The 16,674-nt window shown below is 64.3% G+C and carries 17 protein-coding genes; 11 read left to right on the top strand and 6 right to left on the bottom strand.

The window, feature by feature from the left end; translation table 11 throughout:
• The 3 genes from BMW76_RS21200 to BMW76_RS21190 form a co-directional block, all read right to left on the bottom strand.
• Positions 1–167, bottom strand: a 167-nt coding sequence (locus BMW76_RS21200; protein WP_177200439.1) for an NAD(P)(+) transhydrogenase (Re/Si-specific) subunit beta, incomplete at its 3' end; no start/stop codon positions are given.
• The gene (locus tag BMW76_RS21195) at positions 168–500 is read right to left on the bottom strand and encodes an NAD(P) transhydrogenase subunit alpha (RefSeq protein WP_090868596.1); all 333 of its coding nucleotides are present in this window, start codon (positions 498–500) and stop codon (positions 168–170) included.
• 18 nt (positions 501–518) lie between these two features.
• Positions 519–1,661, bottom strand: a complete 1,143-nt coding sequence (locus BMW76_RS21190) for a Re/Si-specific NAD(P)(+) transhydrogenase subunit alpha (RefSeq protein ID WP_090868594.1) — start codon at positions 1,659–1,661, stop codon at positions 519–521.
• A gap of 283 nt (positions 1,662–1,944) precedes the next feature.
• Between BMW76_RS21190 and BMW76_RS21185 the strand changes: the two genes are divergently transcribed.
• The 3 genes from BMW76_RS21185 (at position 1,945) to BMW76_RS21175 (ending at position 5,561) form a co-directional block, all read left to right on the top strand.
• Positions 1,945–2,442, top strand: coding sequence for an NUDIX hydrolase (locus BMW76_RS21185; protein ID WP_090868592.1), 498 nt, complete (start codon positions 1,945–1,947; stop codon positions 2,440–2,442).
• A 43-nt stretch (positions 2,443–2,485) separates the two neighbouring features.
• Entirely contained in the window at positions 2,486–3,640 is a 1,155-nt protein-coding gene (mnmA, locus tag BMW76_RS21180; RefSeq protein ID WP_090868590.1) for a tRNA 2-thiouridine(34) synthase MnmA, read from the top strand.
• A 310-nt stretch (positions 3,641–3,950) separates the two neighbouring features.
• Complete coding sequence (locus BMW76_RS21175; RefSeq protein ID WP_090868588.1) at positions 3,951–5,561, top strand: FMN-binding glutamate synthase family protein; 1,611 nt, start codon at positions 3,951–3,953, stop codon at positions 5,559–5,561.
• An 86-nt stretch (positions 5,562–5,647) separates the two neighbouring features.
• Here BMW76_RS21175 and loiP read toward each other — a convergent pair whose 3' ends face one another.
• Positions 5,648–6,403, bottom strand: coding sequence for a metalloprotease LoiP (loiP, locus tag BMW76_RS21170; protein ID WP_090868618.1), 756 nt, complete (start codon positions 6,401–6,403; stop codon positions 5,648–5,650).
• Positions 6,404–6,611: 208 nt separating this feature from the next.
• Positions 6,612–7,220: a glutathione S-transferase C-terminal domain-containing protein gene (locus tag BMW76_RS21165; protein ID WP_090868586.1), complete on the bottom strand. Its 609-nt coding sequence runs from the start codon at positions 7,218–7,220 to the stop codon at positions 6,612–6,614.
• 347 nt (positions 7,221–7,567) lie between these two features.
• Here BMW76_RS21165 and BMW76_RS21160 point away from each other — a divergent pair, with 347 nt between their 5' ends.
• The 8 genes from BMW76_RS21160 to ruvB all read left to right on the top strand — a co-directional run bounded on the left by BMW76_RS21160 (position 7,568) and on the right by ruvB (position 15,882).
• On the top strand, positions 7,568–9,010 hold the full coding sequence (locus tag BMW76_RS21160) for an aminopeptidase P N-terminal domain-containing protein (RefSeq protein ID WP_177200438.1): 1,443 nt from the start codon (positions 7,568–7,570) through the stop codon (positions 9,008–9,010).
• A 21-nt stretch (positions 9,011–9,031) separates the two neighbouring features.
• Positions 9,032–10,252 carry a UbiH/UbiF/VisC/COQ6 family ubiquinone biosynthesis hydroxylase gene (locus BMW76_RS21155; protein ID WP_090868584.1) on the top strand — a complete coding sequence of 407 codons (1,221 nt, stop codon included), beginning with the start codon at positions 9,032–9,034 and terminating at the stop codon, positions 10,250–10,252.
• Positions 10,253–10,449: 197 nt separating this feature from the next.
• A complete protein-coding gene (gene dusB, locus BMW76_RS21150) occupies positions 10,450–11,514 on the top strand; it encodes a tRNA dihydrouridine synthase DusB (RefSeq protein ID WP_090868614.1) in 1,065 nt (354 codons plus the stop codon).
• Positions 11,511–11,744 (top strand): Fis family transcriptional regulator, encoded by a 234-nt coding sequence (locus BMW76_RS21145; RefSeq protein WP_087739738.1) that lies wholly within the window; start codon positions 11,511–11,513, stop codon positions 11,742–11,744. The genes dusB and BMW76_RS21145 overlap by 4 nt, the downstream gene beginning before the upstream one ends.
• Positions 11,745–11,787: 43 nt before the next feature.
• Positions 11,788–13,353 (top strand): bifunctional phosphoribosylaminoimidazolecarboxamide formyltransferase/IMP cyclohydrolase, encoded by a 1,566-nt coding sequence (gene purH / locus BMW76_RS21140; protein WP_090868582.1) that lies wholly within the window; start codon positions 11,788–11,790, stop codon positions 13,351–13,353.
• Between the two features lie 105 nt (positions 13,354–13,458).
• Positions 13,459–14,001, top strand: coding sequence for a crossover junction endodeoxyribonuclease RuvC (gene ruvC / locus BMW76_RS21135; RefSeq protein ID WP_090868581.1), 543 nt, complete (start codon positions 13,459–13,461; stop codon positions 13,999–14,001).
• A gap of 125 nt (positions 14,002–14,126) precedes the next feature.
• Positions 14,127–14,708 (top strand): Holliday junction branch migration protein RuvA, encoded by a 582-nt coding sequence (ruvA, locus tag BMW76_RS21130; protein WP_090868579.1) that lies wholly within the window; start codon positions 14,127–14,129, stop codon positions 14,706–14,708.
• A 109-nt stretch (positions 14,709–14,817) separates the two neighbouring features.
• Complete coding sequence (gene ruvB / locus BMW76_RS21125; RefSeq protein WP_090868577.1) at positions 14,818–15,882, top strand: Holliday junction branch migration DNA helicase RuvB; 1,065 nt, start codon at positions 14,818–14,820, stop codon at positions 15,880–15,882.
• A gap of 73 nt (positions 15,883–15,955) precedes the next feature.
• On the opposite strand, the gene BMW76_RS21120 is transcribed toward ruvB, so the two are convergent.
• Positions 15,956–16,627 (bottom strand): histidine phosphatase family protein, encoded by a 672-nt coding sequence (locus BMW76_RS21120; protein ID WP_090868575.1) that lies wholly within the window; start codon positions 16,625–16,627, stop codon positions 15,956–15,958.
• Positions 16,628–16,674 lie beyond the last annotated feature (47 nt).

Genomic DNA, 16,674 nt, shown 5'->3' with positions numbered 1-16,674 from the left:
GCCTGCTTCGCGATCAGCGCGACGGTCGTCAGAATCGCGATCGCCATGCCGACCATGCCGAACACGTTGCCGGCGCGCGCGCTCTTCGGATTCGACAGTCCCTTGAGCGCCTGGATGAAGCAGGTGGAGGCGATCAGATAAAGGAGCGTAACGACGTTCATGCTCATTTACGCGCCCTCCTTCGAACCACCGGGAGCCGCGATTTTCTTCGGCTCCTTCTTCTTGAACATCTCCAGCATCCGCCGTGTCACGAGGAACCCGCCGAACACGTTGACGGCGGCGAGCGCCACGGCGATCGTGCCGAAGAACTTGCCCGCGCCGCCGACCGTGAGGCCCGCCGCGAGCATCGCCCCGACGATCACGATCGCCGAAATCGCGTTGGTCACGGCCATCAGCGGCGTATGCAGCGCCGGCGTCACGTTCCAGACGACGTGGTAGCCGACGTAGATCGCCAGCACGAAAATGATCAGGTTGATCACGGTATGGTTGATGACTTCCATCTCCCGTCTCCTCTTCCCTTATGCCTTGCGCGTGACTTCGCCGTCGCGTGCCAGCAGCGTGGCCGCGACGATGTCGTCCGCGAGATCGATATTGAGTGCGCCTTCCTTCGTGACGATCAGCTTCATGAAGTCGAGCAGATTGCGCGCGTACAGTGCGGAGGCATCCGACGCGACCATCGACGCGAGATTCGTATAGCCCGCGATCGTCACGCCGTGCTTGACGACGACCTTGTCGGCTTCCGTCAACGGACAGTTGCCGCCGCGGTTGCCTTCGTACTCGGCGCCGCGTCCGGCCGCGAGGTCAATGAGCACGGAGCCTGGCTTCATCGCCTGCACGGTTTCGACGGAAAGCAGCGTCGGTGCGGGACGGCCCGGAATCAGCGCGGTCGAGATGATGACGTCGGCCTGCTTCGCGCGCTCGTGAACGAGCGCCGACTGGCGCGTGAGCCACGAAGGCGGCATCGGCCGCGCGTAGCCGCCGACGCCTTCGGCTGCTTCGCGCTCTTCAGCGGTTTCGTAAGGCACATCGAGGAACTTCGCCCCGAGCGACTCGATCTGCTCCTTCACGGCGGGCCGCACGTCCGACGCTTCGATCACGGCGCCAAGACGCTTCGCGGTCGCAATCGCCTGCAGGCCCGCGACGCCCGCGCCGAGAATCAGTACGCGCGCGGCCTTTACCGTGCCGGCAGCCGTCATCAGCATCGGCATGAAGCGCGGGTAAAGGTCGGCCGCAAGCAGCACCGCCTTGTAGCCTGCGATGTTGGCTTGAGACGACAATACGTCGAGACTTTGCGCGCGCGTCGTACGCGGCGCGGCTTCCAGCGAGAAGGCAGTGATGCCCGCTGCTGCAAGCTTTGATGAATTCTCCGTATTAAAAGGCTCGAGCATGCCGATCAGCACCGCGCCGCGTTTAAGAAGCGGCAGTTCTGAATCGGTGGGCGTCTGGACTTTGAGAACGATCTCCGCGCCGAGCGCTGTCGGCGCATCGACGAGTTCCGCCCCTGCTGCTGAATAGGCATCGTCCAGATAACTGGCTCCCGTTCCGGCGCCGCTCTGTACGGTGACTCTGTGACCCTGCGACACGTACTTCTTGACCGTCTCGGGCGTCGCGGCGACGCGTGTTTCATACGGCCGCGTCTCGGCTGGCACTCCGATGTGCATCGTTAAACCTCCTCGACCATCTTCTGTTATGAAAATCTGGAATCGCCGACGAGGGGCAACGCCGGCAATGCAATGGGGCAAGTGCAACGGCAACGCACGGCTGGGGCTTCAGCCAACGCTGCAACTTTAACCGAAGTCAGGTGACGGATCGAAATCTGTAACGATCCCGGTATTCAGGAACGCGATCCTTCGTGCTTTTTTTACCGACATGTGCTAAGCAGCGCAGCGTGTCGTCCTTGCGCGCACCGGCAGGCCCGGCTCGTAACCGGTAAAATGCCGTCCCATGAAACCGGAAACCTGGGCCCCGCATGTGACGGTGGCGGCCGTCGTCGAACGCGACGGGCGCTTTCTGCTGGTCGAAGAGCACACGCCCGCCGGGCTGCGCCTCAACCAGCCCGCCGGACATCTGGAAGCAGGCGAGACGCTGGCGCAAGCCGTCATCCGCGAAACGCTCGAAGAAACGGCGCATGCGTTCGCGCCCGACGCGCTCGTCGGCGTGTACATGACACACTTCAGCCGGCCGGACACCGTCGACGGCCCCGCCGATGGCGTCACGTACCTGCGCTTCACGTATTGCGGCTCGACAGAAGGCGCGCTCACAGAGGGCCGCGCGCTCGATCCCGACATCGTCCGCACGGTGTGGATGAGCGCCGACGAGTTGCGCGCGTGCCCCCAACGGCATCGCACGCCGCTGGTGATGCAGTGTGTCGAAGACTATCTCGCAGGCCGGCGTTTCCCGCTCGACTTCGTGCAAACGCATTCAGTCGGGCCCTCCCGATAGAACGCGTGCTTCGGCACGGATGAAAGCAGTCAGGCAGAACCAGATGAGCAAACAGAAAGTGGTGGTAGGCATGTCGGGCGGCGTCGATTCGTCGGTCACGGCGTGGCTGCTGAAAGAACAGGGTTACGACGTCGTCGGCCTGTTCATGAAGAACTGGGAAGATGATGACGACAGCGAATACTGTTCGACGCGTCAGGACTGGATCGATGTCGTATCCGTCGCGGACCTGATCGGCATCGACGTCGAGGCTGTCAATTTCGCCGCCGAATACAAGGACCGCGTGTTCGCCGAATTCCTGCGCGAATACTCGGCCGGCCGCACGCCGAACCCCGACGTGCTGTGCAACGCCGAAATCAAGTTCAAGGCGTTCCTCGATCACGCGATGTCGCTCGGCGCGGAAACCATCGCGACGGGCCACTATGCGCGCGTGCGCGAAATCGACGGCCGTTTCGAACTGCTGAAGGCGAAGGATCACACGAAGGACCAGTCGTACTTCCTGCATCGCCTCAACCAGGCGCAACTGTCGAAGACGCTGTTTCCGCTCGGCGAGATTCCGAAGACGAAGGTCCGCGAAATCGCCGAGCAGATCGGTCTGCCGAACGCAAAGAAGAAGGACTCGACGGGCATCTGCTTTATCGGCGAGCGGCCGTTTCGCGACTTCCTGAACCGCTATCTGCCGACCAAACCGGGCCCGATGAAAACCACCGAAGGCAAAACGGTCGGCGAGCACATCGGCCTCGCGTTCTATACGTTCGGGCAGCGCAAGGGCATTGGCCTCGGCGGCAGCAAGGACGGCAGCGGCGAGCCGTGGTTCGTCGCGGGCAAGGACATTCCGTCGAACACACTGTACGTCGCGCAAGGCCACGATCATCCGTGGCTGCTGAGCCATACGCTGACGGCGGGCAACACGAGCTGGGTCGCGGGCCATGCGCCCGAGGAAGGCCACGCGTGCGCGGCGAAGACGCGCTATCGCCAGGCCGATGCGGCGTGCACGTTCGGCGCCGTCGAAGGCGGCAACAGCAAGGACGCTCTCTTCTCCCTCCATTTCGCCGACGCCCAATGGGCTGTCACACCGGGGCAATCGGCCGTGCTCTACGATGGCGATGTCTGCTTGGGCGGCGGCATCATCGAACACGCGGCCACCGCGCAGCCGGCCGCCAGCCAGCCGCAGAAAGCGGCGCTGCTGACGGCGCGCTGAGCCCTGCCGCGATTGGCCCGCGAGCATGATTGGCGAGCCGGTCCGCACCGACATCGCTGCATCAAGTTCCTGTTCGTTGTATCTTCCGGGCGACGGTTGTCCAGCCGCCGCGCCCTTTGCCTGTCGCCCGCCCGCTTCGCTTCGCGCGCCGTCGGGCCTCGGCGCATGCGAGCGCCCGGACACCCCCTGTATCCGCCGTACCGATCCGCAACGCGATCCCTCCGCACACACGCCCGCCGTCTTCGCGCAAGGCCGATGCAACGGACGCCGAATGCATCGGCGGCGGCGAAATCACTGCAATGGAGTTGTCATGTTCTCTCGACGTTATCTGGCGATGTGGGGTGCCCTTCTGCTGCTCGCGGCCTGCACTGCGCTCGCTGCAACCGGTCACATCGCATGGCCGTGGCTCATCGTGCCCGTGCTGCTCGCCGCGCTCGGCGTCTACGATCTGACGCAGCAGCGCCACGCGATCCTACGCAACTATCCGCTGTGGGGGCATTTGCGCTTTCTGTTCGAATTCATCCGGCCAGAAATCCGCCAGTACTTCGTCGAGGACGACACGGAAGAACGGCCCTTCTCGCGCGCGCAGCGCAGCATCGTCTATCAGCGCGCGAAGAATGAAGTCGACAGCCGCCCATATGGCACAGAAGTCGACGTGAAGGCGACGGGCCACGAATGGATCAGCCATTCGCTCGTGCCGACGAAGCTCGATGGTCATGACTTTCGCATCGTGGTCGGTGCGGACCGCGCGCAGCCCTATTCGATGTCGATCTTCAACATCTCGGCGATGAGCTTCGGCTCGCTGTCGGCGAACGCGATCCGCGCGCTGAACCTCGGCGCGAAGAAAGGCAATTTCGCGCACGATACGGGCGAAGGCTCGATGTCGAAGTATCACCGCGAGCATGGCGGCGACATCATCTGGGAAATCGCGTCTGGCTACTTCGGCTGTCGCAACGACGACGGCACGTTCAACGCCGACAAGTTCGCAAAGCAGGCGCGCGAGCCGCAAGTGAAGATGATCGAGGTGAAGCTGTCGCAAGGCGCGAAGCCGGGTCACGGCGGCGTGCTGCCCGCCGCGAAGATCACGCCTGAAATCGCCGAAACGCGCGGCGTGCCGATGGGTCGCGACTGCATCTCGCCCGCGACGCACTCGGAGTTTTCGACGCCGCGAGGGCTGCTCGAATTCGTCGCGCGTCTGCGCGATCTGTCGGGCGGCAAGCCGACGGGCTTCAAGCTGTGCATCGGCCATCCGTGGGAATTCTTCGGCATCGCGAAGGCGATGCTGGAAACGGGCATCCTGCCGGACTTCATCGTCGTCGACGGCGCGGAAGGCGGCACGGGTGCGGCGCCGCTCGAATTCACCGATCACATCGGCGTGCCGCTGCAGGAAGGGCTGCTGCTCGTGCACAACACGCTGGTCGGCATCGGGCTGCGCGACCGGATTCGCATCGGCGCGAGCGGCAAGATGATTACGGCTTTCGATATCGCGAAGACGCTCGCGATCGGCGCCGACTGGGTGAACGCCGCGCGCGGCTTCATGTTCGCGGTCGGCTGCATCCAGGCGCAGACCTGCCACACGGGCCGCTGCCCGACGGGCGTCGCGACGCAAGACCCAGTGCGCCAGCGCGCGCTGATCGTCACCGACAAATCGGACCGCGTGTTCAACTTCCATCACAACACGCTGCACGCGTTGCAGGAAATCGTGCAGGCGGCCGGTCTGCGTCATCCGTCCGATCTGCGCGCGCATCACATCGTGCGGCGCGTGTCGTCGTACGAAGTGCGGCTGATGTCGGACCTGTTGAAGTATCTCGAGCCGAACGATCTGATCGAGGGCAACTATCGCTATACGCTGTACGAGAAGTGGTGGCCCGTCGCGCGCAGCGATTCGTTTTCACCGGATTTCGAAGCGGCTGTTGCCTGAGGCGTTGTCAGCCGCTTGGACATGGCAATGAAAAACGCGCGTTGGACGGAAATCCAACGCGCGTTTTTCATTCGAAGATCGCCGGCTTACTTGTTCGACGCGATCCGCTGCTGGATATGCTGCGCGCGCGCCGCCGACGCTGGATGTGAATTGAGCATGCTCGACTGGCCGCCTTCGAGCTTCGCGATCTTGTTGAACGCCGTGACGAGGCCGGACGGATCGAGGCCTTTCTTCTTCTGGATATCGAACGAATAGTCGTCGGCTGCCGATTCCTGCGTTTGCGAAAACTGCGCATTGATCAGCTTCTCGGAGAAATCGCCGAGTTGCGACGCGGAGATCGCGCCCGTGATGCCGCCCGCCGACGTCGCCACCGACCGCAGCGCCGACGTCGCATACGCGACCTGCATCGCCTTCTTCGTGTGGCCGAGGGCGACGTGCCCCATCTCGTGACCGACGACGCCGCGCACTTCGTCGTCCGTCATCATGTCCATCAGGCCGCTATAGACGCGCACGCAGCCGTTCGCCATCGCCCACGCGTTGACGTCCTTCGTGACGTAGACCTTGTAGTTGACGGGCACGCCGTTGATGTTGTCGCCGAGCTGCGCGGCGATCTTGTTCAGGCGCTTCGTGTACGGGCTGCCGGCGCCCGCGAGCTTGTTTTCCGAATCGAGCTGCGCGCACGACTTGTCGGACAGCGTGCGCACGTCGCCATCGGAGAGCGACGCGGCCTGATACGCCTGCGAGCCGGATTGAACGAGAGTATTGGGATCGAGGCTCATCCCCGAACAGGCGGCGAGCACGCCGCACGCGGCGGCAGCGAGAGCTACGCGAATCGTTTTCATGTCGAAGGTCTCTTGACGGTTGTTATCGATGGTCATGCGCCATCGACAGGCGCCCAAAAGCAAAAACGCCTGACGGGCAGGCGTTTTTAACATGTTGAAAGGCGCCTTCGTGGAAAACGAAATGTTCCTTAACATTCCATCAGCGTGGCTCGACAGCGGCGCGTTGCGTCGGCCTTTGCCGCGCTTGCCGGGAATCGCGGGTTGCGGTTCAGGTCAATGCCGTGTCGATGAACGACGGACGCTGCGACAGCTTCTGATAATGCTTGTCGAGGTTCGGATGCGGCTCGCGCCAGTCGAGTTGCGGCATGCGGAAGTCCAGATAGCTCAGCGCGCAGCCCACGGCGACATCGGCGAGCGTGTAGTGATTGCCCGCGCACCACGCTTTCGAGCCGAGTCCTCGCGCCATCGCCTTCAGGGCGTCGTCGATCTTGTGACGCTGGCGCGCGACCCACGCTTCGCTGCGATCCGCTTCGTCGCGCAACACGCCTTCGAGACGGATCAGCACGGCGGCATCCATCATGCCGTCGGCGAGCGCTTCCCAGCAGCGCACTTCGACGCGCTCGCGGCCCGACTGCGGCACGAGCTTGCACACGGGCGACAGCGTATCGACGTATTCGCAGATCACGCGCGAATCGAACACGGCCGCGCCGTCTTCCATCACGAGACACGGCACCTTGCCGAGCGGGTTGTAGTCGTGGATGGCCGTATCCGCCGCCCAGACATTTTCGAGTTCGAGCTTGTAGTCGATTTTCTTTTCGGCGAGCACGATCCGCGCCTTGCGGACGAATGGGCTCGACAGCGAACCGATGAGTTTCATCACATCCTGCCTCTTTTGAAATTGGCCGAAAGTATACGTGCGTTGGCGGGCGTTGGCAGATTTTCAATGCAGCGCGCGTGGCCCGGCGTGTGGCCGGCTTCTCGGCTGTCGACAGATTGCAACAATGCCTGCCGGACGCGCGCCCGTCTACCTGGCCTGACGGCCAGGCGTTCGCGCATCGATGCCGGATGGCCGTCGCCGTGGATGGCTGAGGCGTGGTGGCCGTTTCGAGCCATGCCGACCACGCGGGCGGGCCCGACGGAAGCGATTCCAGTTGGGCGATACAATCGCAGCATTGCATTGCGGCGTGGAGAGATTGCCTCTCGCGCCGCCTTCCAACCCGCACGATGAACCCGCCGACCGAACTCATGACCGATCATCTGACTCCGGCTATCGACATCTACCGTCAGCGCCGCGCGCGCGTGCTCGATGCGCTGCGCGCGACGGGCGGCGGCGTCGCGATCGTTCCGACCGCGCCCGAAGTCCTGCGCAACCGCGACGCCGACTATCCGTACCGGCACGACAGTTACTTCTATTATCTGACCGGCTTCACCGAGCCTGAAGCGATGCTCGTGCTCGACGCCAGCGCGAAGCAGAACGAACCCACGGCGATTCTCTTTTGCCGCGCGAAGAACGCCGAGCGCGAGACGTGGGAAGGCTTTCGCTTCGGCCCCGATGCGGCGCGCGAAGCATTCGGCTTCGACGCCGCATTCGCCTTCGACGAGATCGACGCGCAGTTGCCGCGCATCATCGCGGACAAGCCGGCGCTGCACTACGCGCTGGGCTCGTCGGAAGCGCTCGACGGCAAGGTGCGCCACTGGCTCGACGCCGTGCGCGCGCAGGGCAGAAGCGGGGTCGTCGCGCCGTCGGCCGTACACGACCTGATGCCGCTGCTCGACGACATGCGCCTCGTCAAGGATGAACACGAACTGTCGATCATGCGCCGCGCCGCCGCGATCTCCGCGCAGGCGCACCGGCGCGCGATGGCCGCGTGCCGCCCCGGCGTGCGCGAATACGAACTCGAAGCCGAACTGCTGTACACGTTCCGCAAGCACGGTGCGCAGGCGCCCGCGTATGGCTCGATCGTCGCGGCGGGCGCGAACGCGTGCGTGCTGCACTACCCCGCCGGCAATGTCGTCGCGCAGGACGGCGATCTGGTCCTGATCGACGCGGCGTGCGAGCTCGACGGCTACGCGTCGGACATCACGCGCACGTTTCCCGCGAGCGGTCGCTTCACGCCCGCGCAGCGCGAGATCTACGACATCGTGCTGGCCGCGCAGCAGGCCGCGATCGACGCGACGCGCGCAGGCGCGAGCTTCGACGCGCCGCATCAGGCCGCCGTGCGTGTGCTCGCGCAGGGGCTGCTCGACACGGGCATTCTCAAACGTGATCTGTTCGCGGGCGTCGACGACGTGATCGCCGAGCGTGCGTATGCGCGTTTCTACATGCACCGCACGGGCCACTGGCTCGGCATGGACGTGCACGACGCGGGCGATTATCGCGAGCGCGGCGTGAGCGCCGATGAAAGCGGCGCGCTGCCGTGGCGCACGTTGAAGCCGGGCATGACGCTGACGGTCGAACCCGGCCTCTATATCCGCGCGGCCGACGATGTGCCCGAAAAGTACTGGAACATCGGCATTCGCATCGAAGACGACGCAATCGTCACGGCAACGGGCTGCGAGCTGATCACGCGCGATGTGCCCGTCGACGCGGATCAGATCGAAACGCTGATGCAACAGGCGCAATCCGGGCAACAAGCGCAGCCGGCACACGAGGCGGGCGCCGCCTGAGCGCAAGGAACAGACAAGAAGATGAACGATGTCCATCAGGCGGCCGCGAATGCGCCGCTCGTCACCTCGAACACGCAGCCATTCGACTACGACGTGACGATCGTCGGCGCGGGGCCCGTCGGTCTCGCGCTCACGGGCTGGCTCGCGCGGCGCAGCGCGACGCAGCAGCTGTCGGTCGCGCTGATCGACGCGCGCGAGCCGGAAGACTCGATCGCCGATCCGCGCGCGATTGCCGTGTCGCATGGCAGCCGGATGATCCTCGAGCCGCTGCGCTGGCCCTCCGACGCCACCGCGATCCAGCGCATCCACGTGTCGCAGCGCGGCCACTTCGGGCGCACGTTGATCGATCACGCGGAACACGGCCTGCCCGCGCTCGGCTATGTGCTGCGCTACGGCTCGATCGTCCACGCGCTCGCCGAGGCCGTGCGCACGACACCCGTGCACTGGTTCAAGTCGACGAAAGCCCACCCGCCGCAGCAACTCGAAGACGACGGCGTGCTGCTGCCGATCGAAAGCGCGCATGTGACACGCACGCTGCGCACGCGCATTCTCGTGAACGCCGAAGGCGGTCTCTTCGGCGAGCAGCAGGCCGGGGCGGGCGCAACGCGCGATTACGGGCAGACAGCGCTGGTCGGCACGGTGACGCTGTCGGCGCCTCAGCCGCATGTCGCGTGGGAGCGCTTCACGTCGCAAGGGCCGATTGCGCTCTTGCCGATGGGCGGCGTGCGCGGCGCGGACTACGCGCTTGTCTGGTGCTGCGCGCCGGAACAGGCGGCGCGCCGCGCACAATTGTCCGGCGAAGATTTCCTGCGTGAGCTCGGCGCGGAATTCGGCGACCGGATGGGCCGCTTCACGCAGATCAAAGGGCGCGCCGCGTTCCCGCTCGGCCTCAATACCGTCGATACGCTCGTCAAGGGCAATGTCGTCGCGATCGGCAATGCGGCGCAGACGCTGCATCCCGTCGCCGGACAGGGGTTGAATCTCGGTCTTCGCGACGCCCATGCGCTCGTCGACGCGCTGTCGCATTACGGCGCGACGCGCAGCGCGCTCGCGGCCTTCGCGCGCCGCCGCGCGCTCGACCGGCGCATGACGATCGGCGCCACCGACACGCTCGCCCGTCTCTTCACGATCGACTTTCCGCCGCTTGCGACCCTGCGCGGACTCGCTCTCACCGCGCTCGAATTCGTGCCGCCCGTGAAGACAGCGCTCGCCCGTCAGATGATGTTCGGGCAGCGCCGATAGGAGTCGCGAAATACGCGTGGCAGTGGCCGCCGTTCTATGACTGCGGCCACTTTCATAGAAGATTTAATGAGTTGCCTCATGGGCCGTTGCGTCTGGCTCTAGCGCGTTAACGCTAAAATAGACGTTTTCCCTCGTATTTTGCGGTACGCAAGGTGCGCTATTTTCAGCGCATCGAACGTTCGCCGCCGATGTCCGTCATGCCCACTCTCGGCTCCCACACACTGCGCAACAACCTGTTCGTCGCCCCGATGGCGGGCGTGACGGACCGGCCGTTCCGCCAGCTCTGCAAGCGCATGGGCGCGGGCTATGCGGTGTCGGAGATGGTGGCGTCGAACGCGCAGTTGTGGAAGAGCGAAAAGACGATGCGCCGCGCGAATCACGCGGGCGAAGTCGAGCCGATCGCGGTTCAGATCGCGGGCGCGGACCCGCAGATGATGGCCGAGGCCGCGCGCTACAACGTCGCGAATGGCGCGCAGATCATCGATATCAACATGGGCTGCCCGGCCAAGAAGGTCTGCAATGTCGCGGCCGGGTCGGCGCTGCTGCAGAACGAGCCGCTCGTGCAGCGGATCGTCGAAGCGGTGATGGGCGCAGTCGGTGTCGGCCCGGGCGCCGTGCCCGTCACGCTGAAGATCCGCACCGGCTGGAACCGCGAGAACCGGAACGCGCTAAACGTCGCGCGGCTCGCCGAGAACGCGGGCATTTCGATGCTGACAGTCCATGGCCGCACGCGCGCCGACCTGTACCATGGCGAAGCCGAGTACGAAACGATTGCTGCCGTGAAGGCCGCGGTGAAGATACCCGTGGTGGCGAACGGCGACATCGCGTCGCCGCAGAAAGCGCGCGACGTGCTGGCCGCGACGGGCGCGGACGCGATCATGATCGGCCGCGCGGCACAGGGACGCCCGTGGCTCTTCCGTGAGATCGAACATTTCCTGCGCACGGGCGAGCTGATGGAAGCGCCGCGCATCGACGAAATCCAGCAGGTGATGAACGAGCACCTGGAAGATCATTACGCGTTCTATGGCGAATTTACGGGCGTTCGGACTGCGCGCAAGCATATCGGCTGGTACACTCGCGGCCTTTCCGGCGCCAATGTGTTCCGCCATCGCATGAATACGCTGGACACGACGCGCGAACAACTGCTCGCCGTCAACGAATTCTTCGACGCACAAAAGGCGATTTCGGACCGCCTCGTGTACGTCGGCGACGAAGTCAACAATAACGGTGAGCAGGACCAAACCGACCGACTAGCAGCATGAGCAAGCACAATATCGAACAATGTGTCCGCGATAGCCTGGGTATGTACTTTCAGGATCTCGACGGCTCCAATCCGCACGATGTCTATGACATGGTGATTTCGTGTGTCGAAAAACCGATGCTCGAGGTGGTGCTCGAGCAGGCCGGCGGCAATCAGTCGCTGGCAGCCGAGTATCTCGGCATCAACCGCAATACGCTGCGCAAGAAACTGCAACAGCACGGCCTGCTGTAGTTTCAGCGCCCTGCCACGCCTTTCATCGGCTTTTGTTCCCATCATGATCAAGCAAGCGCTCATCTCTGTTTCCGACAAGTCCGGCATCGTCGATTTCGCGAAATCGCTGTCGGATCTCGGCGTCAAGATCCTGTCGACGGGCGGCACCGCGAAACTGCTCGCGGATGCCGGCCTTTCCGTTACCGAAGTGGCCGATTACACGGGCTTTCCGGAAATGCTGGATGGGCGCGTGAAGACGCTGCACCCGAAAGTGCACGGCGGCATCCTCGCCCGCCGTGATCTGCCGGAGCACATGGCCGCGCTCGAAAAGCACAACATTCCGACCATCGACCTGCTCGTCGTCAACCTGTATCCGTTCGTGCAGACCGTGTCGAAGGAAGAATGCACGCTGGAAGACGCGATCGAGAACATCGATATCGGCGGCCCGACGATGCTGCGCTCGGCAGCGAAGAACCATCGCGACGTGACAGTCGTCGTCGACCCGGCTGACTACGCGAGCGTTCTCGAAGAAATGCGCGCAAACGGAAACAACGTCGGCTACAAGACCAACTTCCGTCTCGCGACCAAGGTGTTCGCGCACACCGCGCAGTACGACGGCGCGATCACGAACTACCTGACGAGCCTCACGGAAGAACTGCAGCACCGCGATCGCAACACGTATCCGGCCACGCTGAACATGGCGTTCGACAAGGTCCAGGACCTGCGCTATGGCGAGAACCCGCACCAGAGCGCCGCGTTCTACCGCGACATCGCGGTGCCCACCGGTGCGCTCGCGAACTATCGCCAGTTGCAGGGCAAGGAGCTGTCGTACAACAACATCGCCGACTCGGATGCCGCGTGGGAATGCGTGAAGACTTTCGACGCGCCCGCCTGCGTGATCATCAAGCACGCGAATCCGTGCGGCGTGGCCATCGGCGCGAACGCACACGAAGCGTATTCGAAGGCGTTCCAGACCGATCCGACCTCGGCGTTCGGCGGCATCATCGCGTTCAATCGCGAAGTGGACGAAACGGCCGCTCAGGCGGTCGCGAAGCAGTTCGTCGAAGTGCTGATCGCGCCTTCCTTCACGGAAGCGGCCAAGCAGGTATTCGCGGCCAAACAGAACGTGCGCCTGCTCGAAATCGCGCTGGGCGAAGGCCACAACACGTTCGATCTGAAGCGCGTGGGCGGCGGCCTGCTGGTGCAGTCGCTCGATGCGAAGAACGTGCAGCCGCGCGAACTGCGCGTCGTCACCAAGCGTCACCCGACGCCGAAGGAAATGGACGATCTGCTGTTCGCATGGCGCGTCGCGAAGTTCGTGAAGTCGAACGCCATCGTGTTCTGCGCGAACGGCATGACGATGGGCGTCGGCGCGGGGCAGATGAGCCGCGTGGATTCGGCGCGCATCGCGAGCATCAAGGCGCAGAACGCGGGCCTGACGCTGTCGGGTACGGCCGTGGCGTCGGACGCGTTCTTCCCGTTCCGCGATGGTCTCGACGTGGTCGTCGCGGCGGGCGCGACCTGCGTGATCCAGCCGGGCGGCTCGATGCGTGACGACGAAGTGATCGCCGCCGCCGACGAGCACAACATCGCGATGGTCGTGACGGGCGTGCGCCACTTCCGCCACTGATCGGCTGACCCGCTTCTTCTGAAACGGCCCGGCGGTTTGCAACTGCCGGGCCGTTTTGCATTTGATTCGTTGTAGTATCGCAGGCACTGAACTCGCACGGCACCTATGAGAATTCTCGGCATCGACCCAGGCTTGCGCGTTACCGGCTTCGGCGTGATCGATCAGTCAGGCCATCAGCTCAGCTATGTGACGAGCGGCGTCATCAAGACGGCCGATGCCGATCTGCCGACCCGGCTCGGCACCATCTTCGACGGAATCTCGACGCTGATCCGTCAGCATGCGCCGGACCAGGCGGCGATCGAAAAGGTGTTCGTGAACGTCAATCCGCAATCGACGCTGTTGCTCGGCCAGGCGCGCGGCGCGGCGATTTGCGGGCTGGTGTCGGGCGGCGTGCCCGTCGCCGAGTACACAGCGCTGCAGTTGAAGCAGGCCGTGGTCGGCTACGGACGCGCGACCAAGGAGCAAATGCAGCAGATGGTCGTGCGGCTGCTGAGCCTCTCTGGCATCCCCTCCACCGATGCCGCCGATGCCCTCGGCATGGCAATCTGCCATGCGCACGGCGGCGGCACGCTGAGCACGCTGGGCGGCATCGCGCCCGCGCTGGCGAAGAAGGGATTGCGGGTGCGGCGCGGACGGCTGGTGGGCTGATCCTCTCGACGCACGACGCTTGAAACAACACGGTTGACGCAGGGTTTGACTGCCGGCTTGGCCCGGCTCGCGAAAGCCGTTCACGCTGCGCTACACTCGCGCTTTCCCTCACGATAGAACCCGCCATGATCGGTCGCATCGCCGGCGTCCTGCTGGAAAAGAATCCACCTCACCTTCTGATCGACTGCAACGGTGTCGGCTACGAAGTCGATGTGCCGATGAGCACGTTCTACAACCTGCCCTCGACAGGCGAAAAGGTCGTGCTGCTAACGCAGATGATCGTGCGCGAGGACGCGCATCTGCTGTATGGCTTCCTCACGCCGCAAGAGCGTTCGACGTTTCGCGAGTTGTTAAAGATCACGGGCATCGGCGCGCGCATGGCGCTCGCCGTGCTGTCCGGCATGAGCGTGCAGGAACTGTCGCAGACGGTGACGATGCAGGACGCCGCGCGCCTCACGCGCGTGCCCGGCATCGGCAAGAAGACGGCGGAGCGGCTCCTGCTCGAACTGAAGGGCAAGCTGGGCGCCGACATTGGCACGGTGGCGGGCGCGGCGTCGCCTTCCGATCATGCGTCCGACATCCTGAATGCATTGCTGGCATTGGGCTACTCCGAAAAAGAAGCGCTGGCTGCCATCAAGAACGTGCCGGCCGGCACCGGCGTTTCTGAAGGCATCAAGCTTGCGTTGAAGGCGCTGTCGAAGGGCTGAGCGGGCCTCCCACAGCGGCGATGCGTGAAGCTTCGCACGCCGCCTGTGTGCGCGCACCCTGGCCGTTCGGCCAGGTCGTCGAACGGGCCGCGCGCGGTACAATGCCTGCATGATCGAACACGACAAACTCGCCGCCGAACGCATCATCGCCGCCACGCCTGTGTCGCCGAATGAAGAAGCATTCGAGCGCGCGCTGCGCCCGCGCCAACTCGACGAATACGTCGGCCAGGAAAAGGTGCGCGGCCAGCTGGAAATCTTCATCGAGGCTGCGAGGCGCCGCTCGGAATCGCTGGATCACGTGCTGCTGTTCGGGCCGCCGGGTCTCGGCAAGACGACGCTCGCGCATATCATCGCGCGCGAAATGGGCGTCAATCTGCGGCAGACGTCGGGGCCCGTGCTCGAACGCGCGGGCGACCTCGCCGCGCTGCTGACCAATCTCGAAGCCAACGACGTTCTCTTTATCGACGAGATTCACCGGCTGTCGCCCGTCGTCGAAGAAATCCTGTACCCGGCGCTCGAGGATTATCAGATCGACATCATGATCGGCGAGGGACCGGCCGCGCGCAGCGTGAAGCTCGATCTGCAACCGTTCACGCTGGTCGGCGCGACGACGCGCGCGGGCATGCTGACCAACCCGTTGCGCGACCGCTTCGGAATCGTCGCGCGGCTGGAGTTCTACAACGCGGAGGAACTGGCGCGCATCGTCAGCCGCTCGGCATCGTTGCTGGGCGCTCAGATTCATCCCGATGGCGCGCTGGAAATCGCCAAGCGCTCACGCGGCACGCCGCGTATCGCGAACCGGCTGCTGCGCCGCGTGCGCGACTTTGCTGAGGTGAAGGCGGACGGCAAGATCACCGCCGAGGTCGCGGATGCGGCACTGAAGATGCTCGACGTCGACCCAGTCGGCTTCGATCTGATGGACCGCAAACTGCTCGAAGCGATCCTGCACAAGTTCGACGGCGGGCCCGTCGGTGTCGATAATCTGGCGGCCGCGATCGGAGAAGAGCGTGACACGATCGAAGACGTGCTCGAACCGTATCTGATCCAGCAAGGCTTCCTGCAGCGCACGCCGCGCGGACGCGTCGCGACGCTGCTGACGTATCGGCACTTCGGCCTCGCTGCGCCAGATTCGGCGAACCCGGTGAGCGGTCTGTGGGATTCGGAGCCGAGTTAAGCGGCTCTTCGATGTAAAGCACGACGCGCGATGTTGTGCGTAGTTCTTATCTTCGCCGCCGTGTCGATCAGATTCAGCGCGCTGCTTCGGGCGCCTTCTTAAAGCTGTCGTCTTCGCTGCGTTCGTCGAGATGCGTGACGTCGGCCCATGTCGCAACCGTCGCGCGCCCATCTGCGTAATCGACCACGTTCACGCTCGTGTTCAGCAGCGCGTAGTTGCGCGGCGCATCCAGCGGCAGGCCGTTCGCGAAGCGATACACGCAGTCCAGTACGCCACCATGCGCAACGCACGCGATACGCCCGTTCGGATGCGCGGCGACGATCGGTTCGATTGCGTGCAATACACGGTGATAAAACACACGCTGCGATTCGCCCTCCGGCGGCGAGAAGCCCGGATCGCGCGTTTGCCATTGCGCGTACTCGTCGGGAAAGCGCCGCGCGATCTCGTCACTGTCGTGCCCCTGGAACGCACCGTAGTTGCGCTCGCGCAGCCCTTCGCTCAGTTGCAACGGCAGGCCGAGCACGTCGGCAAAAGGCCGCGCCGTTTGCTGCGCACGCAACAGATCGCTCGAATAGACCGCATCGAGCCGCGCGCCGCCTTGAACCTCACGTGCGAAACGTTCGGCGAGACGCCCGGCCTGTTCGACACCGCTCGTCGCGAGCGGAATATCGATGTGCCCTTGAATCCGCTTGATGCGGTTCCAGTCGGTTTCGCCGTGTCGGATGAAGAGGATTTGTGTGGCCATGGATCGGCGTCGGTGGAACGATGTAAGGCTGGGTGAAAGAGAACGCG

It is taken from the genome of Paraburkholderia diazotrophica (assembly GCF_900108945.1).
Classification (GTDB): Bacteria; Pseudomonadota; Gammaproteobacteria; order Burkholderiales; family Burkholderiaceae; genus Paraburkholderia; species Paraburkholderia diazotrophica.
The sequence above is the reverse complement of the archived record's forward strand: the minus strand, read 5'-3'. Positions and strand labels throughout refer to the sequence as shown.

Excerpts from the sequence above, each read along its gene's own strand:
- BMW76_RS21195 (WP_090868596.1), bottom strand. The coding sequence starts at position 500 with ATGGAAGTCATCAACCATACCGTGATCAACCTGATCATTTTCGTGCTG.
- BMW76_RS21155 (WP_090868584.1), top strand. The coding sequence starts at position 9,032 with ATGAACGATGTCCATCAGGCGGCCGCGAATGCGCCGCTCGTCACCTCG.
- ruvC (WP_090868581.1), top strand. The coding sequence starts at position 13,459 with ATGAGAATTCTCGGCATCGACCCAGGCTTGCGCGTTACCGGCTTCGGC.
- BMW76_RS21165 (WP_090868586.1), bottom strand. The coding sequence starts at position 7,220 with ATGAAACTCATCGGTTCGCTGTCGAGCCCATTCGTCCGCAAGGCGCGG.
- BMW76_RS21160 (WP_177200438.1), top strand. The coding sequence starts at position 7,568 with ATGAACCCGCCGACCGAACTCATGACCGATCATCTGACTCCGGCTATC.
- mnmA (WP_090868590.1), top strand. The coding sequence starts at position 2,486 with ATGAGCAAACAGAAAGTGGTGGTAGGCATGTCGGGCGGCGTCGATTCG.
- BMW76_RS21185 (WP_090868592.1), top strand. The coding sequence starts at position 1,945 with ATGAAACCGGAAACCTGGGCCCCGCATGTGACGGTGGCGGCCGTCGTC.
- ruvB (WP_090868577.1), top strand. The coding sequence starts at position 14,818 with ATGATCGAACACGACAAACTCGCCGCCGAACGCATCATCGCCGCCACG.
- loiP (WP_090868618.1), bottom strand. The coding sequence starts at position 6,403 with ATGAAAACGATTCGCGTAGCTCTCGCTGCCGCCGCGTGCGGCGTGCTC.
- ruvA (WP_090868579.1), top strand. The coding sequence starts at position 14,127 with ATGATCGGTCGCATCGCCGGCGTCCTGCTGGAAAAGAATCCACCTCAC.
- BMW76_RS21175 (WP_090868588.1), top strand. The coding sequence starts at position 3,951 with ATGTTCTCTCGACGTTATCTGGCGATGTGGGGTGCCCTTCTGCTGCTC.
- BMW76_RS21145 (WP_087739738.1), top strand. The coding sequence starts at position 11,511 with ATGAGCAAGCACAATATCGAACAATGTGTCCGCGATAGCCTGGGTATG.
- purH (WP_090868582.1), top strand. The coding sequence starts at position 11,788 with ATGATCAAGCAAGCGCTCATCTCTGTTTCCGACAAGTCCGGCATCGTC.
- BMW76_RS21190 (WP_090868594.1), bottom strand. The coding sequence starts at position 1,661 with ATGCACATCGGAGTGCCAGCCGAGACGCGGCCGTATGAAACACGCGTC.
- dusB (WP_090868614.1), top strand. The coding sequence starts at position 10,450 with ATGCCCACTCTCGGCTCCCACACACTGCGCAACAACCTGTTCGTCGCC.
- BMW76_RS21120 (WP_090868575.1), bottom strand. The coding sequence starts at position 16,627 with ATGGCCACACAAATCCTCTTCATCCGACACGGCGAAACCGACTGGAAC.